Genomic DNA, 13,820 nt, shown 5'->3' with positions numbered 1-13,820 from the left:
GACGCGGTCGGGCCCCGCGTGTCCCGCCTCCTACGCGAGGGTCCGCACCAGCCGGAAGCGCTCCGCCACGACGAGCGTGTCGTCGTCCACGGTGAAGTCGGGGTCGCCGAACTCCGCCCGGACCTCCGGACCATGCCAGAACTCCTCGTGCCCGGCCCGCCACCCGGCCACCGACGTGTCGCCCTCGCCCTCGTCGACCACGTGCGCCAGGTCGACGTCCGCGAGGCGGAGGACCCGCACCTCGGTCACCTCGATCACCGCGACCGGTCGCTCCGCGGAGTCGACCACCACCGAGCGCTGGCCCACGCGGGGCAGGGGCTCCCCCTCCCGCTCGTAGCCGAGCAGGAGGCCGGTGGTGGACGTCTTCGTGCCGGCGAGGATCGCGGCCACCAGCCGGTCCCGCAGCGGGCCGGGAAACGCGAACCGGGCCCGGGGAAGATCGTCGAGATCCATCCCGCCGAGGGTAGTGGCGGCAGGCCGGGGCCGGGTGCCGGCCCCGGAGCCGGCGCGGCTCGCCGGCCCGGCCCCCGGCCCCGCGAGCGGGCCGGACGCGACCGGCGGAAATTGCCGCGCCGGCACGGGGCCCGCTCTGGCAGGGTTGATCGTCGTGAGTGACGACTGGAGCGGCCTGCGGGCGCGGGTGCGGAAGGCGATCGACGAGCTGGTCGCCGACGGGCGGGAGTCGGGTGTGCAGGTCGCCGCGTACCTGGACGGTCGGGCGATCGTCGAGGTGCAGGCGGGGGTGGCCGACCCGGCCACGGGGCGGCCGCTCGACGCGGACACGCCGATCTGGAGCATGTCCACCGGGAAGGGTCTCACCTCGACGGTGGTGCACGTGCTGGCCGAGCAGGGCCGGCTCGACTACGACCTGCGGATCGCCGAGGTGTGGCCGGAGTTCGCCCGGCACGGCAAGGACGCCATCACCCTGCGGCACGTGCTCGCCCACACGGCCGGGGTGCCGACCCTGCCGGCCGACGTCACGGTGGAGGACTTCACCGACTGGGACCGGATGTGCGCGATCGTCGCGGACACCGAGCCGATCGCACCGCCCGGCGCGCTGACCGCGTACCACGCCTGGACGTTCGGCTGGCTGGTCGGCGAGGTGGTCCGCCGGGTGACCGGCCGGCGCGTGTCGCAGGTACTCGCCGAGGAGGTCGCCGGGCCGCTCGGCGTGGCCGACGAGCTGTTCCTCGGCGTACCGGAGACGCGGCTGGACCGGGTCGCCCCGGTCGCGGACCGCAACCTGTCCGCGCTGTTCGACGTCGCGAGCGCCAACCTGCCGCACTTCGACCGGGTCGCGCCGCCCGGCGTCCGGCCGGGCGCCGAGGTGGGGCGCCGCCGGGACTTCCTCGCCGCCGACGTGCCGGCCACCGGCACGATGTCCGCCCGCGCCGTCGCGCGGATGTTCGCGGCGCTGATCGGCGGGTGGACGGCGTACGGCTGATCTCGCCCGCGCGGCTGCGCGAGGTCACGACCCGCGCCACGGCCCCCGGCCCGGAGTGGGTCTTCGGCCAGGACATGGCCTGGGGTCTGGGGTACGCGCTGGAGCCCGACGGCGCCTTCGGGTCCTCCGGCAGCGGCGGCAGCGTCGCGTACGCCTATCCGGACCTGGGTCTGACCGTGGCGGCGACGAAGACGCTGCTCTCCGCGGGCGACGGCGACCCGATGGAGGACCTGCGGGTGCTGATCCGCGACGCGGTCGCCGGAGCCCGCTGAGGAGTCGACGCCGGCCGGGCGCGGGCCGCTCAGGCGCCGGCCCGTTCCGGCGGGGAGGCCCCGTCGCGCACGGGCGCCGGCACCGGCTGCGCCGGTCGGGGCGGGCGCAGCCGGTCGCGCAGCCGGTGCGCGGCGTCCCCCACGGCGGCGGTGACCATCGGCCGCAACCGGGTGCTGCTCATGACGGCGAGTTCCTCGGCGGGCGTCGTGGTGCCGTCGAGGAACCGCAGCACCCGCTCGGCGGGGTTGCGGTCGAAGAGGCGCGCGAAGAACTGGGGGCCGCCGACCGATCCCCGGTCCAGGGCGCGCAACGCCACGGCGTCCATCCAGCGGTGCCGGCGGGGGTAGGCGGGTCGCGGCACGGGCGGGCGCCCGGCGGCGAGGGCACGGGCGATCTGGTCGGCCTGCCGGCGCATGGCGGAGAAGGTGAACCCGGTGGAGGGCCGGGTGGCGCCGCCGGCGGTGCCGAGCCGCACCACCCGCGGCGACGGGCGGGCGACGAACGGGCCGTCGGTCATCGGGATGACGCCGTTCTCGACCTCGCGCACGGTCAGCCGGGCCGGGTCGAGGCCGAGCAGGTCGCGGTAGCCGGCCAGCGCGGCGTCGTACCCGGCGCCGGTGAGCAGGGTCGGCGAGAACTCGGTGTACTCCACCAGGGCGTACCGGTCGCTGACCGGCAGCACGTAGCCGAAGGAGACGCCGCGGGCGGGCTGCGGGGTGCGGAAGTCCATGAGCACGGCCCGCCCGGCGTCGAAGACCGGGGCGTCGGCCTCCAGCCACCAGCCGCGGAAGTGTTGCAGCCACGTCGTGCGGCCGGGCCGGGCGGGCGGGCACGGCCGTGAGTCGAGCACCCAGCCGGCGCGCAGGGTCCGCCCGTCGGAGGTACGGACCCGCACCCGGTCGCCGTCGTCGTCCACAGCGTCGACGGCGGTGACCATGCGGGTCGCGCCGAGACGCCGCTCCGCGGCGGCGGCCCGTTCGTAGACGGGGCCGGAGCGGAGCATCGCGTACCGCAGCGGGGCCAGGTCGAGCACCCGGCGTCCGGTGGGCGTGAGCACCTCGGCGCGGGGCCAGCTCGCGCTCAGCAGCGTGTCGAGGTCGCCGCCGGGCCGGTCCCAGAACGCCCACGTCCGGTCCTGGCCGCGCCGGTGCACGGGGTCGACGACGGCCACCCGCAGCCCCCGTACGCCGTGCCGGTCGAGCGCCGCCAGGACCAGGGAGGCCGCGCCGCCGCCCCCGAGGAGGGCGAGGTCCACGTCGACCGAGGATCGCATCCGTCCACGCTGCCACACGGCGGGGTGACGCGGCGACGCGGTTGACAGGCAACCGCACGGCTGCCTAACGTGACAGGCAACCGATCGGTTGCCTTGAGAGGTGGGGCGTGGACGAGGTGTTCCGGGCGCTGGCGGACGTCAGCCGCCGGCGGCTGCTCGACCGCCTGAACACGCGCAACGGGCAGAGCCTGCGCGACCTCTGCGCCGGGCTCGGCATGACCCGGCAGGCGGTGAGCAAGCACCTCGCGGTGCTGGAGTCGGCCGGCCTCGTGACCACGCGACGGCAGGGCCGGGAGAAGCTGCACTACCTCGACGCGGCGCCGATCGTCGCCATCACCGACCGGTGGATGAGTCGCTACGACCGTCAGCGGGCCGAGGCGCTCGCCGACCTGCGCGCAGCATTGGAGGGTGCGCCCGTGGAGAGCCCCACGTTCGTCTACACCACCTACATCAACACCACCCCGGAGCGGCTGTGGGCCGCGCTGACCGAGCCCGCCTTCACCCGCCGGTACTGGGGCGGGGTCGCCCTGAAGTCGGACTGGCGGGCCGGCTCGCCGGTGCTCTGGCAGGACGCGCCGGGCGGCGAGTTCCGCGATCTCGGCCAGCGGGTGCTGGTGGCCGAGCCGTACCGGCGGCTGAGCTACAGCTGGCACGGATTCCAGCCGGAACACGCCGCGCACTTCGGCTGGTCGGAGGAGGAACTGGCCGCCCGGCTCGGCGAGCGCCGCTCGAAGGTGACCTTCGAGATCGAGCCGTACGGCGCGGCCGTCCGGCTCACCGTCGTGCACGACGACTTCTCGCCCGACAGCGAGATGCACCGGGCCATCAGCGGGCAGCTCGACGGCAGCGGCGGCTGGCCGGAGCTGCTCGCCAGCCTCAAGACGCTGCTGGAGACGGGCGCCCCGTTGCCGGAGCCCGCCCCGGCCGGCTGAGCATCCACCATCCGGCGTTTTCGCAGCTCCCTCTGCCTCCCGGGTGGACACGTGACGGCAACGAAGATTTCTCGTTTTCACCGGATCGGGGGTCCAACCGCCCTAGTGTTGGGCACACCGGTGCTAGTCGCGGAGTTGGCCACCCGAACGACGTCCCACGTGCTCAGCGGACGAAGAGTGAGGGAAGACGCGTATGAAGACGAAGACAGTCCTCGTGTCGGCGGCGGCCGGCGTGGGTCTCGGCGTACTCCTGTTGCCGAGCGCCGCGCTCGCCGAGACCGTCGTGTCGCCGGCCAGCACACCGGTGGGCGGCACGGTGGTGCTCACCGCCACAACCTGCGATCCGGCGTCCGGTGACGCGATCTTCCACGTCACCGGCCCCAACCGCGACCAGAACGTCCGCTCCACCACGACCGCCCCGGGCGGCGGACTGAGCGCCGAACTGTTCACCGCCGGGTTCACGCTCGGCACCTACACCGTGACCGCCACCTGCGGCGACGGCACCGCCGCCGGCAGCGCGACGTTCACCGTCACCCCGATCGGCGGCGCCGCGGCGGGCACCGGCGGTCGCGCCGACGGCACGGGCGCGCTGGCCGCCGGCGGCACGCTGCTCGGCGCCGCCGCCCTCGGCAGCGTCCTGCTGCTGCGCCGCCGGCGCGCCGCGTCCGCCGTCGCCTGACCTCGACCACGCCACGGGTGCCCGCACCGGCGACGAGCCGGGGCGGGCATCCGCCCGCCCGGAGGAGGTGAGCACGTGCGGTGGCACGGCACGACACGCCGGCGGGGTGCCGCCGTCGCGGCCGTCGCCCTGCTCGGCGCGGGTGGCGTCGGGCTGGTCACCGCCGGGCTGACCGCCGACCCGCCCCGCCCACCGCAGCCGGGGGCCGCCACGCCGGCGGCCACCCGGTCCGCGCCGGACCTGCCGGCGTTGCCGCACGCCACGCCGACGCTCGTGCAGATCCCCGCGATCGGTGTCCGGGCCGAGGTCGTCCCGGTGGGCGTGGACGCCGCCAACGCCCTCGAGGTGCCGCCCGGGCCCGGTGTCGCCGGCTGGTACCGCCACGGCCCCAGCCCGGGCGAGACCGGCGCCGCCGTGCTCGTCGGGCACGTGGACTCCGCGGCGGGCCCCGCCGTCTTCTTCGACCTCGGCCGGCTGCGGCCGGGCCAGACGATCCGCGTCACGCGCGCCGACGCGCGGGTCGCGACGTTCACCGTGGACGGTGTCGGCAGGTACCCGAAGGACCGCTTCCCCACCGGGCTGGTCTACGGCCCGGCGGGCGGCGCCACCCTGCGGCTGGTCACCTGCGGCGGCCGGTTCGACGAGCGGACCGGCGACTACGTCGACAACGTCGTCGTCTTCGCCACCCGCACCGGCTGACGCCGGCCCGGGTGCGACGCAGGGGGCCGGACCGGTACGGCAGGATGGGCACCGTGGCGAAGCGCGGCCGACGCAGCAGCGCGCCCGGCGACCGGGCGGCGCCCTGCCCCTGCGGGTCCGGCGGGCCGTACGCCCGGTGCTGCGGGCCGCTGCACCGCGGTGAGGTCGACGCCGCCACGGCCGAGGCGCTGATGCGCTCCCGGTTCAGCGCCTTCGCCGTGGGTGACGCCGGATACCTGCTGCGGAGCTGGCACGAGCGCACCCGACCCGCGCGGATCACGCTGGACCCCGACCGGCGCTGGACCCGCCTCGAGATCCTCGCCACGGACCGCGGCGGCCTGCTCGACACCGTCGGCGCCGTCGAGTTCCGCGCGCACTACCGCGCGGCGGGGCGGCCGGGCACGCTGACCGAGCGCAGCCGCTTCGTCCGGGCCGACGGGCGCTGGGTGTACCTGGACGCCGAACCGGGCTGACCGGCCCGGCGCCTGCGCACGGCACTCCCGGGGCGTTACGATGACGGTGGCGCCGTCCCGCGCCGCACCTCCCTCCCGGCGCTCACGCCGCCGGCTCCGCGGAGGCAAAGGGGGCTCTGGGCTCTCGGGACGCGTGCCACATGCCCCACCGCCGGCGGGGCCGACGGGAGCGTGAGTCCCTGCGGTCGCGCCGTTGCCAGGGAGCATGTGATGACCAGTCAGAAGTCCTTCAAGTCGCGGGTACGCGCCCGCATGGTGAAGACCGGCGAGAGCTACACGACGGCCCGGCGGCACCTGCTGGCCCGTGCCGACCGGCCCGACGAGGGCGAAACGCCCACCCCGACCCCGCCGCCCACGGCGGCGGCCACGCAGACCGACCGCATCGCCGACGCCCTGCTGCGCGAGCGTACCGGGCGGGACTGGGCGCAGTGGTTCGGCCTGCTCGACGACTGGGGCGGCACCGCCCACACCCACACCGAGATCGCCCGCTGGCTCGTCACCGTGCACGACGTGCCCGGCTGGTGGGCGCAGACCGTGACCGTGGGGTACGAGCAGGCCCGCGGGCTGCGCGCACCCGGCCAGCGGCGCGGCGGCGATTACACGGCGGGCGGCAGCCGGACGGTCGCCGTGCCGGTGGACCGGCTGTTCGCCGCGTTCGCCGACGGGTCGCTGCGCGCCCGGTGGCTGCCCGACGTCGAGGTGCGGCTGCGGACGGCGACCCCGCCACGGACGTTCCGGGCGGACTGGGCCGGCGGGCCGACCCGGATCGTCGCCGGATTCGAGGCGGTCGGCGAGACGAGGTCCCGCGTGGCGGTGCAGCACGAGAAGGTGACCGACGCGGAGCAGGCGGCGCAGCTGAAGGCGTACTGGCGGGACCGGCTGGCCGCGCTCAAGCGGCTCCTGGAGGCGGACGGAGACGACCGATGACCATCAGCACCTTCATCAACCTGCCGGTACGCGACCTGGCCACCTCGGCCGAGTTCTTCCGGTCGCTCGGGTTCACCGGCGAGCGACCCGCGCCGGACGGGGCGAGCATGATGCTGCGGCTCAACGAGACGACGCAGCTGATCCTGCACATCGCGTCGGCCTTCGCCGGGTACACGGGCGTCGCGGTCACGGACACCGGCACCAGCCGGGAGGTGATCGTCGGCCTCGCCGCGTCGAGCCGCGAACAGGTCGACGAGATGGTCGACCGGGCCGTCGCGGCCGGCGGCACGACGCTCGGCCCCGGCCAGGACTCCGGCCCGCTCTACATGCGCGGCTTCCGCGACCTCGACGGCCACCAGTGGTCGTTCCTGCACCTGGCCGGCTGACCGGAACGAGACGCGGGCCGACCGAGGCCGACCCGGGAGCCGGCGCGGGCCGACCGAAGCCGACCCGGAAGCCGGCGCGGGCCGACCGACGGTGACCTGGGAGCTGGCGCGGGTCAGCCGAAGCTGACCCGCGCCAGCCAGAAACTCCAGCAACCCGCGGTCGCCGTGCACCCGGACCGTGCCGTCGGTGAGCGGGCGGCGCCCGTACACGGTGAGCAGCAGCTCGGTGAGGGGGCCGCGCACGGCGACAGCGGCCGTCGCGTGGCCGCGCCGCCACGCGCCGACGTCCCCCGTGAGGTCCACGAGCCACTCCGCTCCCACCTCGGGCGCCGTGTCCGTGGCGTGCAGGTGCACGGTGCGCCCGGGCCCGAGCAGCTCGCGCCGCTCGGGCTTGAGCTCCAGCATGACGGGCAGCGCGTCGAGCGCCATCCACTCGTCCAGCGCGTCGATCACGACCTCCTGCCCGGCGGTGAACGGCACGCCGAGGGCGAGGGCGGCGTCGGCCCGGTGCACCAGCGTCTCGTGGGCGAAACGGCGGGCGTAGAAGCCCGCGTCCGTCCGGCCCGGGATCGGCGTCCACACCGTGGCCCGCGGCCCGGCGGCCCGCAGCGTCCGGGCGAGCGCCACGGCGCCCTCGGCGAGCCACGGCCCGAGCACCGCGGGATCGCCGCCGGTGTGCCCGGACAGCTCCCGCAGGTCGGTGTCGGGCAGCGGGGACGTGGCTCTGGTGCGCACGGTCTCCTCGGCCCAGCGGTGCCCCGCGCCCACGTGCCGCACCAGCTGGCCGACCGTCCAGCCGGGGCACGACGGCACCGGCGTCCGCAGGTCGGCCCCGTTCAGGTGCGACGCCATCGCCTCCGCCTGCGTGACGATCTCGTCGCACCAGCCGTCGAAACCCATGCCCGGCACCGCCGTCATCCCGTCGCTCCTCGTCGCTCACGGCGGCACCCCGGCCGGATGTCCGCTCACCGAAGGGGTCGGAGCCGACGGCGGCGACCCGACACCCGATGAAGTGACCCCCGTCACATCATCACGCGGGCGGCGCCGTGGCCGGGGCGGTGTCCCCCACGGCCGCCGGTTCGGCGGCCGGCCGCGGCCGGCTCCGGTTCCGGCGACGGCCGATCAGCAGCAGCGCCACCCCGAGGTACGGCACGGCCACCGCCGCGAACGCCACCGCGTTGCCCGCGCCCGAGGCGACGAGCCCGTAGCCGGCGTACACGGCGATGATGGTGACGTCGGTGGCCAGGCCGGCGAGCGAGGTGACGGTGGCGCGACTCGGGCCGGATATGCGGGCCTGCAACCGGGCGTCGGCCAGCACGGTGGCGAGCTGGAAGGCACCGAACGCCACCGCCACCAGCACGAAGCCGGCCGGGTGCCCGGTCAACGCCCCACCGGCGAGGGTCAGTGCGCCGAGGCAGAGCAGGGCCGCGTACCCGCGGGTGGTGAGCCGCTCCCCGGCCGGCGCGAGCAGCCCGCCGGCGGTCGTGCCGACCCAGACCAGCAGGAGCAGCAGCGGCACCGTGGCGGTGTCGAGGCCGGTGTCCCGGGCCAGGAGCGGGGTGTACTCGTCGAGGGCGCCCCAGCCCGCGGCCACCGCCGCGACCAGCAGCACGGCCGCGCGGACGGTGGGCACGGTGCGCGCCTCGGCCAGCCCGGCGCGCAGGCTCGCCGCCCAGCCCAGGTCGTCCTCGTCGGACCCGGCCCCGCCGTCGGTGTCGCGGTGCTCCGGGAACCGGGTGGCGACGGCCGCCGCGAGCAGGCACGCGAGGATGCTGCCCGCGGCGACCGCCGGGTAGCCGCCGGCGGCGACCGCCGGGTAGCCGCCGGCGGCGAGCACCGGAGCGGCCAGCGGCGCCGAGGCGGCCGCCCCGACCACCCCGGCGGTCCTGGCCCGGCCCATCACCCGGGCGTACCGGCCGGCGGCGCCGAGGCGGTCGAGTTCGGTGAAGACCAGCGCCTCCAGCGCGCCGGAGCCGAGCGCCGCGCCCGCGCCCCAGAGCAGGAAGCCGAGCGCGAACGCCGGGTACGACGGCAGGAGCACCCAGACGGCGAAGCCGGCGGCGGTGACCAGCGGCGCGAGGCACAGCAGCAGTCGCCGGGACACGGCGTCGGCCCAGGCGCCGGAGGGCACCTCCAGCAGGATGGCGCTGGCCGACCAGATGACGAAGAGCGAGGAGATCTGCCCGACCGACAGCCCGGCGTCGGCGAACAGCAGCACGTACACCGGGTAGAGCAGGACGAAGTCCGTGAGGAACGCGTACCCGTAGAGCGTCGCCGTCACGCGGCGGACGCCCGGCACGCGGGTGGTGGTGATGGTCATGAGGCCTTTCCCGTGGGATCGAAGCGGACGCCGGTGGTGTGGCGTCCGCGGCGGCCCACGGGTGCGGCCGTCGACAGTGCATCAATGTCGCCAGGTCATGCCGAGGATCGTAACGGCGGCAGGCCGCCGATCCCAGCGTGATCGCGAACAGGTCGGGAACGCGACGGGCGTGGGGCGCCGGCCCCACGCCCGTCGCGGTCGGCTCAGCGGTGGTCGGACGGGCGTTCGACGGGCGGGATGACCATGGTGGCCTCGCTGTCGTCCGCACCGCGCGGACCGGGGACCGACGTGCCGGTGCTCGCGGCGGCGTCCGCGGGCCGGGGCACCACCTGGGTCGCGTCCGGGTCGGCCGCCGGCGACACCACCTGGGTCGCCTCCGGGTCGGCGGGCGTGGTGGCCTGGGTGGCGTCCGGGTCGTCCGTGGCCGCCCGGGACCGCTCGGCGTCGCGGCGGGCGGCCCGGTACGCGCGGGCCTGCTCGGCGATCTGCCGGGACTCCTGCTCGGCCCGCGTCAGCCACGTCTCCCAGCGGCTCTGCATCGGACGGACCAGACCGCCGCCCACGCCGACGACGAGGATCCCGCCGAGGGTGGCCAGCACGGCGATCAGCACCGGCGTGGTGATCGCCGTGGCGACGCCGATCTGGTCGAGCGCCGCGATGGCCCCGAGCCCGAGGAGGAAGACGTAGGCGACGGTCGCGAGCGCCCGGCCGTACGAGAGGCCGCCGAGCGCACCACCGATGACGTCGCGGACGGCGCTGGCGATGGCGGCGGCCACCACGACGATGACGACCGCCACGAACGCGCGGGGCAGCCAGGCGATCACCGCGGCGATCAGGTCGGAGACGGGGTTCGGCCCCCAGATGCCGAACGCGAGCTGGAGGGTGACCAGCAGCAGCGCGTACTGGACGAGCCGGGCGACGAGATCGCTCGCGTCGTACCGGGACCGGCTCAGCGCCCGGCGGATGCCGCCCCGCTCGACGGCACGGTCGAAGCCGACGCGCTCCAGGATCCGGTTCACGACCTTCGACGCGGCCCGCGCGATCAGCCAACCGACCACCAGGATGGCCACGAAGGCGACGGCCTTGGGCACGAAGAGCATCACCGAGCGGAGGGCGTCGCCCACCGCGTCGCCGACGTTGTCTCTCATTCAAGGTCCTCCACACCGGGGTAGGTCGCGGATGTCGAAATCCGGCATCTACCCGGCGCGCACCGGGCTTCAAACGCCCGGGGAGGACACTCCCGACACGGTCACCGTCACGACGGGCGCCCGTGGCCGTCGCCCTCCGCGGCGCCGGCCACGTCCCCGGTGAGCGGCCCGAGATCCCGCTGCTCCGGCGAACCGACCTGGGGCGCGGCGGAGGCCGGCCCGCCCGGCGACCGGGTGAACTTGTCGAAGAAGCGCAGCAGCTCGACCGGGAACGGCATCACGAGGGTGCTGTTCTTCTCGGCCGCCACGTCCACCACGGTCTGCAACAGACGGAGCTGGTACGCGCCCGGCGTGGCCGCCATCGCCCGCGAGGCGTCCGCGAGCCGCCGCGACGCCTGGTACTCGCCGTCGGCCGCGATCACCCGGGCGCGCCGTTCCCGCTCGGCCTCGGCCTGCCGGGACATCGACCGCTTCATGCCCTCGGGCAGTGACACGTCCTTGACCTCGACCCGCTCGATGAGCAGACCCCACGGCTTCTCCGTCGGCGCGTCGATCACCGCCTTCAGCTCCGCGTTGATGCGGTCCCGGTCGCCGAGCAGGGTGTCCAGGTCCGCCTTGCCGATCACCGAGCGCAGTGCGGTCTGCGCCACCTGGAGCACGGCCGACGGGTAGTCGTGGACGTTGACCAGCGCCTTGACCGGGTCGACCACCCGGTAGTAGACGACGGCGTCGACGGTGAGCGTCACGTTGTCCCGGGTGATCGCTCCCTGCGCCGGCACGCCGATCACCGTGGTCTGCATGCTGACCCGGACCATCCGGTCGGCGATCGGGACGATCAGGTGCAGGCCGGGTTCGCGGACGCCCTCCAGCACCCGGCCGAAGCGGAAGACGATCCCGCGCTGGTACTGCTGGACCATCCGCAGGCTGAGCGTCAGCACGAGCACCGCGATCACGACCACGACGACCACGGCGACCACCACGGCGGCTCCCATGGCACCCCCGATCCCGACCGACACCCACGTTGCGGAACCGCGCATACCCGCTGTTCCGCCCGTCAGTCCTCCGATCCCGACGGGCCCGGCCCGGGGCACGGGACCAGGCCCCCGGAATTGGATCTGGCCGCCCACCGCGCCGCCCCTCCTACGATGGCGGCCCCGCACCGAGGAGGCCGTCATGCTGGAGCGCTTCGCCGACCTGTCCACGCCACTGCTGGCCGACGCCTGCGTACGCCTCGGGGTGCCGCTGCGGGCCGCGCCGGCCGGTGTGCGGCCCGTGGTGGTGGGCCAGCGGATCGCGGGGCGGGTGCTGCCGGCGCGGCACTACGGCAGCGTGGACGTGTTCCTGGAGGCGTTCGGCGTGGCGGCGCCGGGTGACGTGCTCGTGGTCGACAACGGCGGCCGGTCGGACGAGGCGTGCGTGGGTGACCTCGCGGTGCTCGAGGCCGCCGCGGCCGGGGTCGCCGGACTGGTGGTGTGGGGGCTGCACCGCGACACGGCGGAGCTGGTCGAGATCGGGGTGCCGGTCTTCAGCTACGGCAGTTGTCCACTCGGGCCGGTCCGCGTGGACCCGCGCGAGCCGGAGGCGCTGACCAGCGCCCGGGTGGGCGGCCACGAGGTGGGCCGGGACGACGTCGTCCTCGGCGACGACGACGGGGTGCTCTTCGTGCCGGCGGCCCGGGCCGAGGAGGTGCTGGCGACCGCGGCCGGCATCCGGGAGGTCGAGCGGGACCAGGCCGCGCGGATCCGGGCGGGCGAGACCCTGCGCCGGCAGACCGCCTTCGACGACTACCTGGCCCGCCGGGCCGCGGACCCCGCGTACACGTTCCGCCGCCACCTGCGGCGGACCGGCGGCGCCATCGAGGAGTGAGGACAGGCCTAGCGCGACACCGACGCCTGGCAATATCCTCCACATCACGCGCGGCCTCTGGAGCTACTTTTCACACACCCCCGCTCGGCCGCAGAGGAGATGCCATGCACGTCGACCATTCCGAACTGGACCGCCGCACCCTGCTGCGGGCCGGCCTCGGCGCCGCGACGGTCGCGGTCGTCGGGAGCGAACTCGCCCTCCCGTCCGCGGCGAAGGCGGCCCCGGGCGCGGACCTCGACTGGATCATCAGCTGCGACGAGTGGGGGGCGCGCCCGCCGGCCGACCCGCTGCCGGTCAGCGCCATCGCCACCAACAAGATCATCGTCCACCACATGGCGTTCCCGAACGTCACCGACTACTCCGAGGCGCAGGCCGTCAAGCTGGCGCGGGACTGCCAGGACCTGCACATGGACGGCAACGGCTGGTCGGACACCGGGCAGCACTTCACCGTGAGCCGCGGCGGCTACGTGCTGGAGGGCCGGCGGGGCAGCCTGGAGCGCCTGCAGGCCGGCGACCGGCAGATGATCGCGGCGCACTGCCCCGGCGAGAACGGGCGTGCCATCGGGATCGAGAACGAGGGCACGTACGTCACGGAGACGCCGCCGCAGGCGCTGCTCGACTCCCTGGTCAAGCTCTGCGTCGCGGTCTGCCGGCAGTACGGACTGCACGCCCACGACATCTTCGGCCACTGGGACTTCCGCAACACGCAGTGCCCCGGCGCCGCGTTCTACCGCCAGTTCCCCATGCTCCGCCGCCGGGTGTTCGCCCGGCTCGGCACCGACCTCGCGGACGTGCCGGCCCGCCGCTGGCCCGACCTGTGGCGCTTCGTCAGCTCCCCCGCCGTGCAGGTGGTGCAGTACCTGCTCGCCCACCGGGGCTACACGGTGCCGGTCAACAGCGTCTTCGACGCCGCCACCGTGGCCGCCGTGCAGGACTGGCAGTACCGCAACGGCATCCCGGTGGACGTCGACGCCACCCTCACCCCGCAGACCTGGGAGACCCTGGTTCCCGAGCTGGACAAGGACGCGAGCGGGCTGCCCGTCAGCGCCGTCCAGTTCATCCTCAACATCAAGGGGTACGCCGAGGTCACCGTCACCGGCGAGTACGACTACGCGACCCGCAAGGCGGTGCAGGACCTCCAGGCCCTGCACGGGTTGCCGCGCAACGGCAAGGTCAACGCCAGCACCTGGTGCGCGATCGTCGGCGGCGTCGTCCGGCAGTCGTTCCGGCACCGCTGAGAAGCGGCGGGGGGGTCGACCGCCGGTCGGTCGCTCCCCCGTTACCTTTTTGATCGTCCCCAGCCGGGGACTGCTCGGTCGCCCGGCCCGGTATGACTTACTGCCCCTGTCGTACGGATGATCCGGGGGGTGTTGTCGCCGGGTCGGGTGGCGTCGACGGAC

Annotated in this window: 15 protein-coding genes and 1 pseudogene; 10 read left to right on the top strand and 6 right to left on the bottom strand. The window is 75.3% G+C overall.

The window, feature by feature from the left end; translation table 11 throughout:
- Window positions 1-30 precede the first annotated feature (30 nt).
- Window positions 31-453, bottom strand: coding sequence for an ASCH domain-containing protein (locus D7I43_RS26420; RefSeq protein ID WP_120331359.1), 423 nt, complete (start codon window positions 451-453; stop codon window positions 31-33).
- A gap of 154 nt (window positions 454-607) precedes the next feature.
- Here D7I43_RS26420 and D7I43_RS26415 point away from each other — a divergent pair, with 154 nt between their 5' ends.
- Both D7I43_RS26415 and D7I43_RS33800 read left to right on the top strand, forming a co-directional pair.
- Window positions 608-1,444 (top strand): serine hydrolase domain-containing protein, encoded by an 837-nt coding sequence (locus D7I43_RS26415; protein ID WP_240033175.1) that lies wholly within the window; start codon window positions 608-610, stop codon window positions 1,442-1,444.
- Window positions 1,426-1,716: a serine hydrolase gene (locus D7I43_RS33800; protein WP_240033174.1), complete on the top strand. Its 291-nt coding sequence runs from the start codon at window positions 1,426-1,428 to the stop codon at window positions 1,714-1,716. The genes D7I43_RS26415 and D7I43_RS33800 overlap by 19 nt, the downstream gene beginning before the upstream one ends.
- Before the next feature lie 29 nt (window positions 1,717-1,745).
- Here the strand turns inward: D7I43_RS33800 and D7I43_RS26410 are convergent, their stop codons facing one another.
- Window positions 1,746-2,990, bottom strand: coding sequence for a lycopene cyclase family protein (locus tag D7I43_RS26410; RefSeq protein WP_120331284.1), 1,245 nt, complete (start codon window positions 2,988-2,990; stop codon window positions 1,746-1,748).
- A gap of 107 nt (window positions 2,991-3,097) precedes the next feature.
- On the opposite strand from D7I43_RS26410, the gene D7I43_RS26405 reads away from it, so the two are divergent.
- The 6 genes from D7I43_RS26405 (at window position 3,098) to D7I43_RS26380 (ending at window position 7,086) form a co-directional block, all read left to right on the top strand.
- On the top strand, window positions 3,098-3,922 hold the full coding sequence (locus D7I43_RS26405) for an ArsR/SmtB family transcription factor (RefSeq protein ID WP_120331283.1): 825 nt from the start codon (window positions 3,098-3,100) through the stop codon (window positions 3,920-3,922).
- A 193-nt stretch (window positions 3,923-4,115) separates the two neighbouring features.
- Window positions 4,116-4,601, top strand: coding sequence for a hypothetical protein (locus D7I43_RS26400; RefSeq protein ID WP_120331282.1), 486 nt, complete (start codon window positions 4,116-4,118; stop codon window positions 4,599-4,601).
- A 75-nt stretch (window positions 4,602-4,676) separates the two neighbouring features.
- Window positions 4,677-5,300 (top strand): class F sortase, encoded by a 624-nt coding sequence (locus D7I43_RS26395; RefSeq protein WP_120331281.1) that lies wholly within the window; start codon window positions 4,677-4,679, stop codon window positions 5,298-5,300.
- Between the two features lie 53 nt (window positions 5,301-5,353).
- Entirely contained in the window at window positions 5,354-5,773 is a 420-nt protein-coding gene (locus tag D7I43_RS26390; protein ID WP_240033172.1) for a YchJ family protein, read from the top strand.
- 210 nt (window positions 5,774-5,983) lie between these two features.
- Complete coding sequence (locus D7I43_RS26385; protein WP_192902281.1) at window positions 5,984-6,700, top strand: hypothetical protein; 717 nt, start codon at window positions 5,984-5,986, stop codon at window positions 6,698-6,700.
- Window positions 6,697-7,086, top strand: coding sequence for a VOC family protein (locus D7I43_RS26380; RefSeq protein WP_120331279.1), 390 nt, complete (start codon window positions 6,697-6,699; stop codon window positions 7,084-7,086). Before D7I43_RS26385 ends, D7I43_RS26380 begins: the two co-directional genes overlap by 4 nt.
- 156 nt (window positions 7,087-7,242) lie before the next feature.
- On the opposite strand, the pseudogene D7I43_RS34445 reads toward D7I43_RS26380, so the two are convergent.
- The 4 genes and pseudogenes from D7I43_RS34445 to D7I43_RS26360 form a co-directional block, all read right to left on the bottom strand.
- Window positions 7,243-7,986, bottom strand: a pseudogene (locus D7I43_RS34445) (maleylpyruvate isomerase family mycothiol-dependent enzyme); the annotation flags it as partial.
- Window positions 7,987-8,116: 130 nt separating this feature from the next.
- Window positions 8,117-9,406, bottom strand: coding sequence for an MFS transporter (locus D7I43_RS26370; protein WP_120331278.1), 1,290 nt, complete (start codon window positions 9,404-9,406; stop codon window positions 8,117-8,119).
- 203 nt (window positions 9,407-9,609) lie between these two features.
- Window positions 9,610-10,554, bottom strand: a complete 945-nt coding sequence (locus D7I43_RS26365) for a mechanosensitive ion channel family protein (protein WP_120331277.1) — start codon at window positions 10,552-10,554, stop codon at window positions 9,610-9,612.
- Between the two features lie 107 nt (window positions 10,555-10,661).
- Window positions 10,662-11,546, bottom strand: coding sequence for a slipin family protein (locus D7I43_RS26360; RefSeq protein WP_120331276.1), 885 nt, complete (start codon window positions 11,544-11,546; stop codon window positions 10,662-10,664).
- 181 nt (window positions 11,547-11,727) lie between these two features.
- Between D7I43_RS26360 and D7I43_RS26355 the strand changes: the two genes are divergently transcribed.
- Together D7I43_RS26355 and D7I43_RS26350 are read left to right on the top strand one after the other, a co-directional pair.
- Window positions 11,728-12,420 carry an RraA family protein gene (locus tag D7I43_RS26355; RefSeq protein ID WP_120331275.1) on the top strand — a complete coding sequence of 231 codons (693 nt, stop codon included), beginning with the start codon at window positions 11,728-11,730 and terminating at the stop codon, window positions 12,418-12,420.
- Between the two features lie 104 nt (window positions 12,421-12,524).
- Complete coding sequence (locus D7I43_RS26350) at window positions 12,525-13,658, top strand: peptidoglycan recognition protein family protein (protein ID WP_120331274.1); 1,134 nt, start codon at window positions 12,525-12,527, stop codon at window positions 13,656-13,658.
- Window positions 13,659-13,820 lie beyond the last annotated feature (162 nt).

Origin of the sequence: Micromonospora globbae, from assembly GCF_003610785.1 — a bacterium.
In the GTDB taxonomy this organism is placed as follows: Bacteria; Actinomycetota; Actinomycetes; order Mycobacteriales; family Micromonosporaceae; genus Micromonospora; species Micromonospora globbae.
The sequence above is the reverse complement of the archived record's forward strand: the minus strand, read 5'-3'. Positions and strand labels throughout refer to the sequence as shown.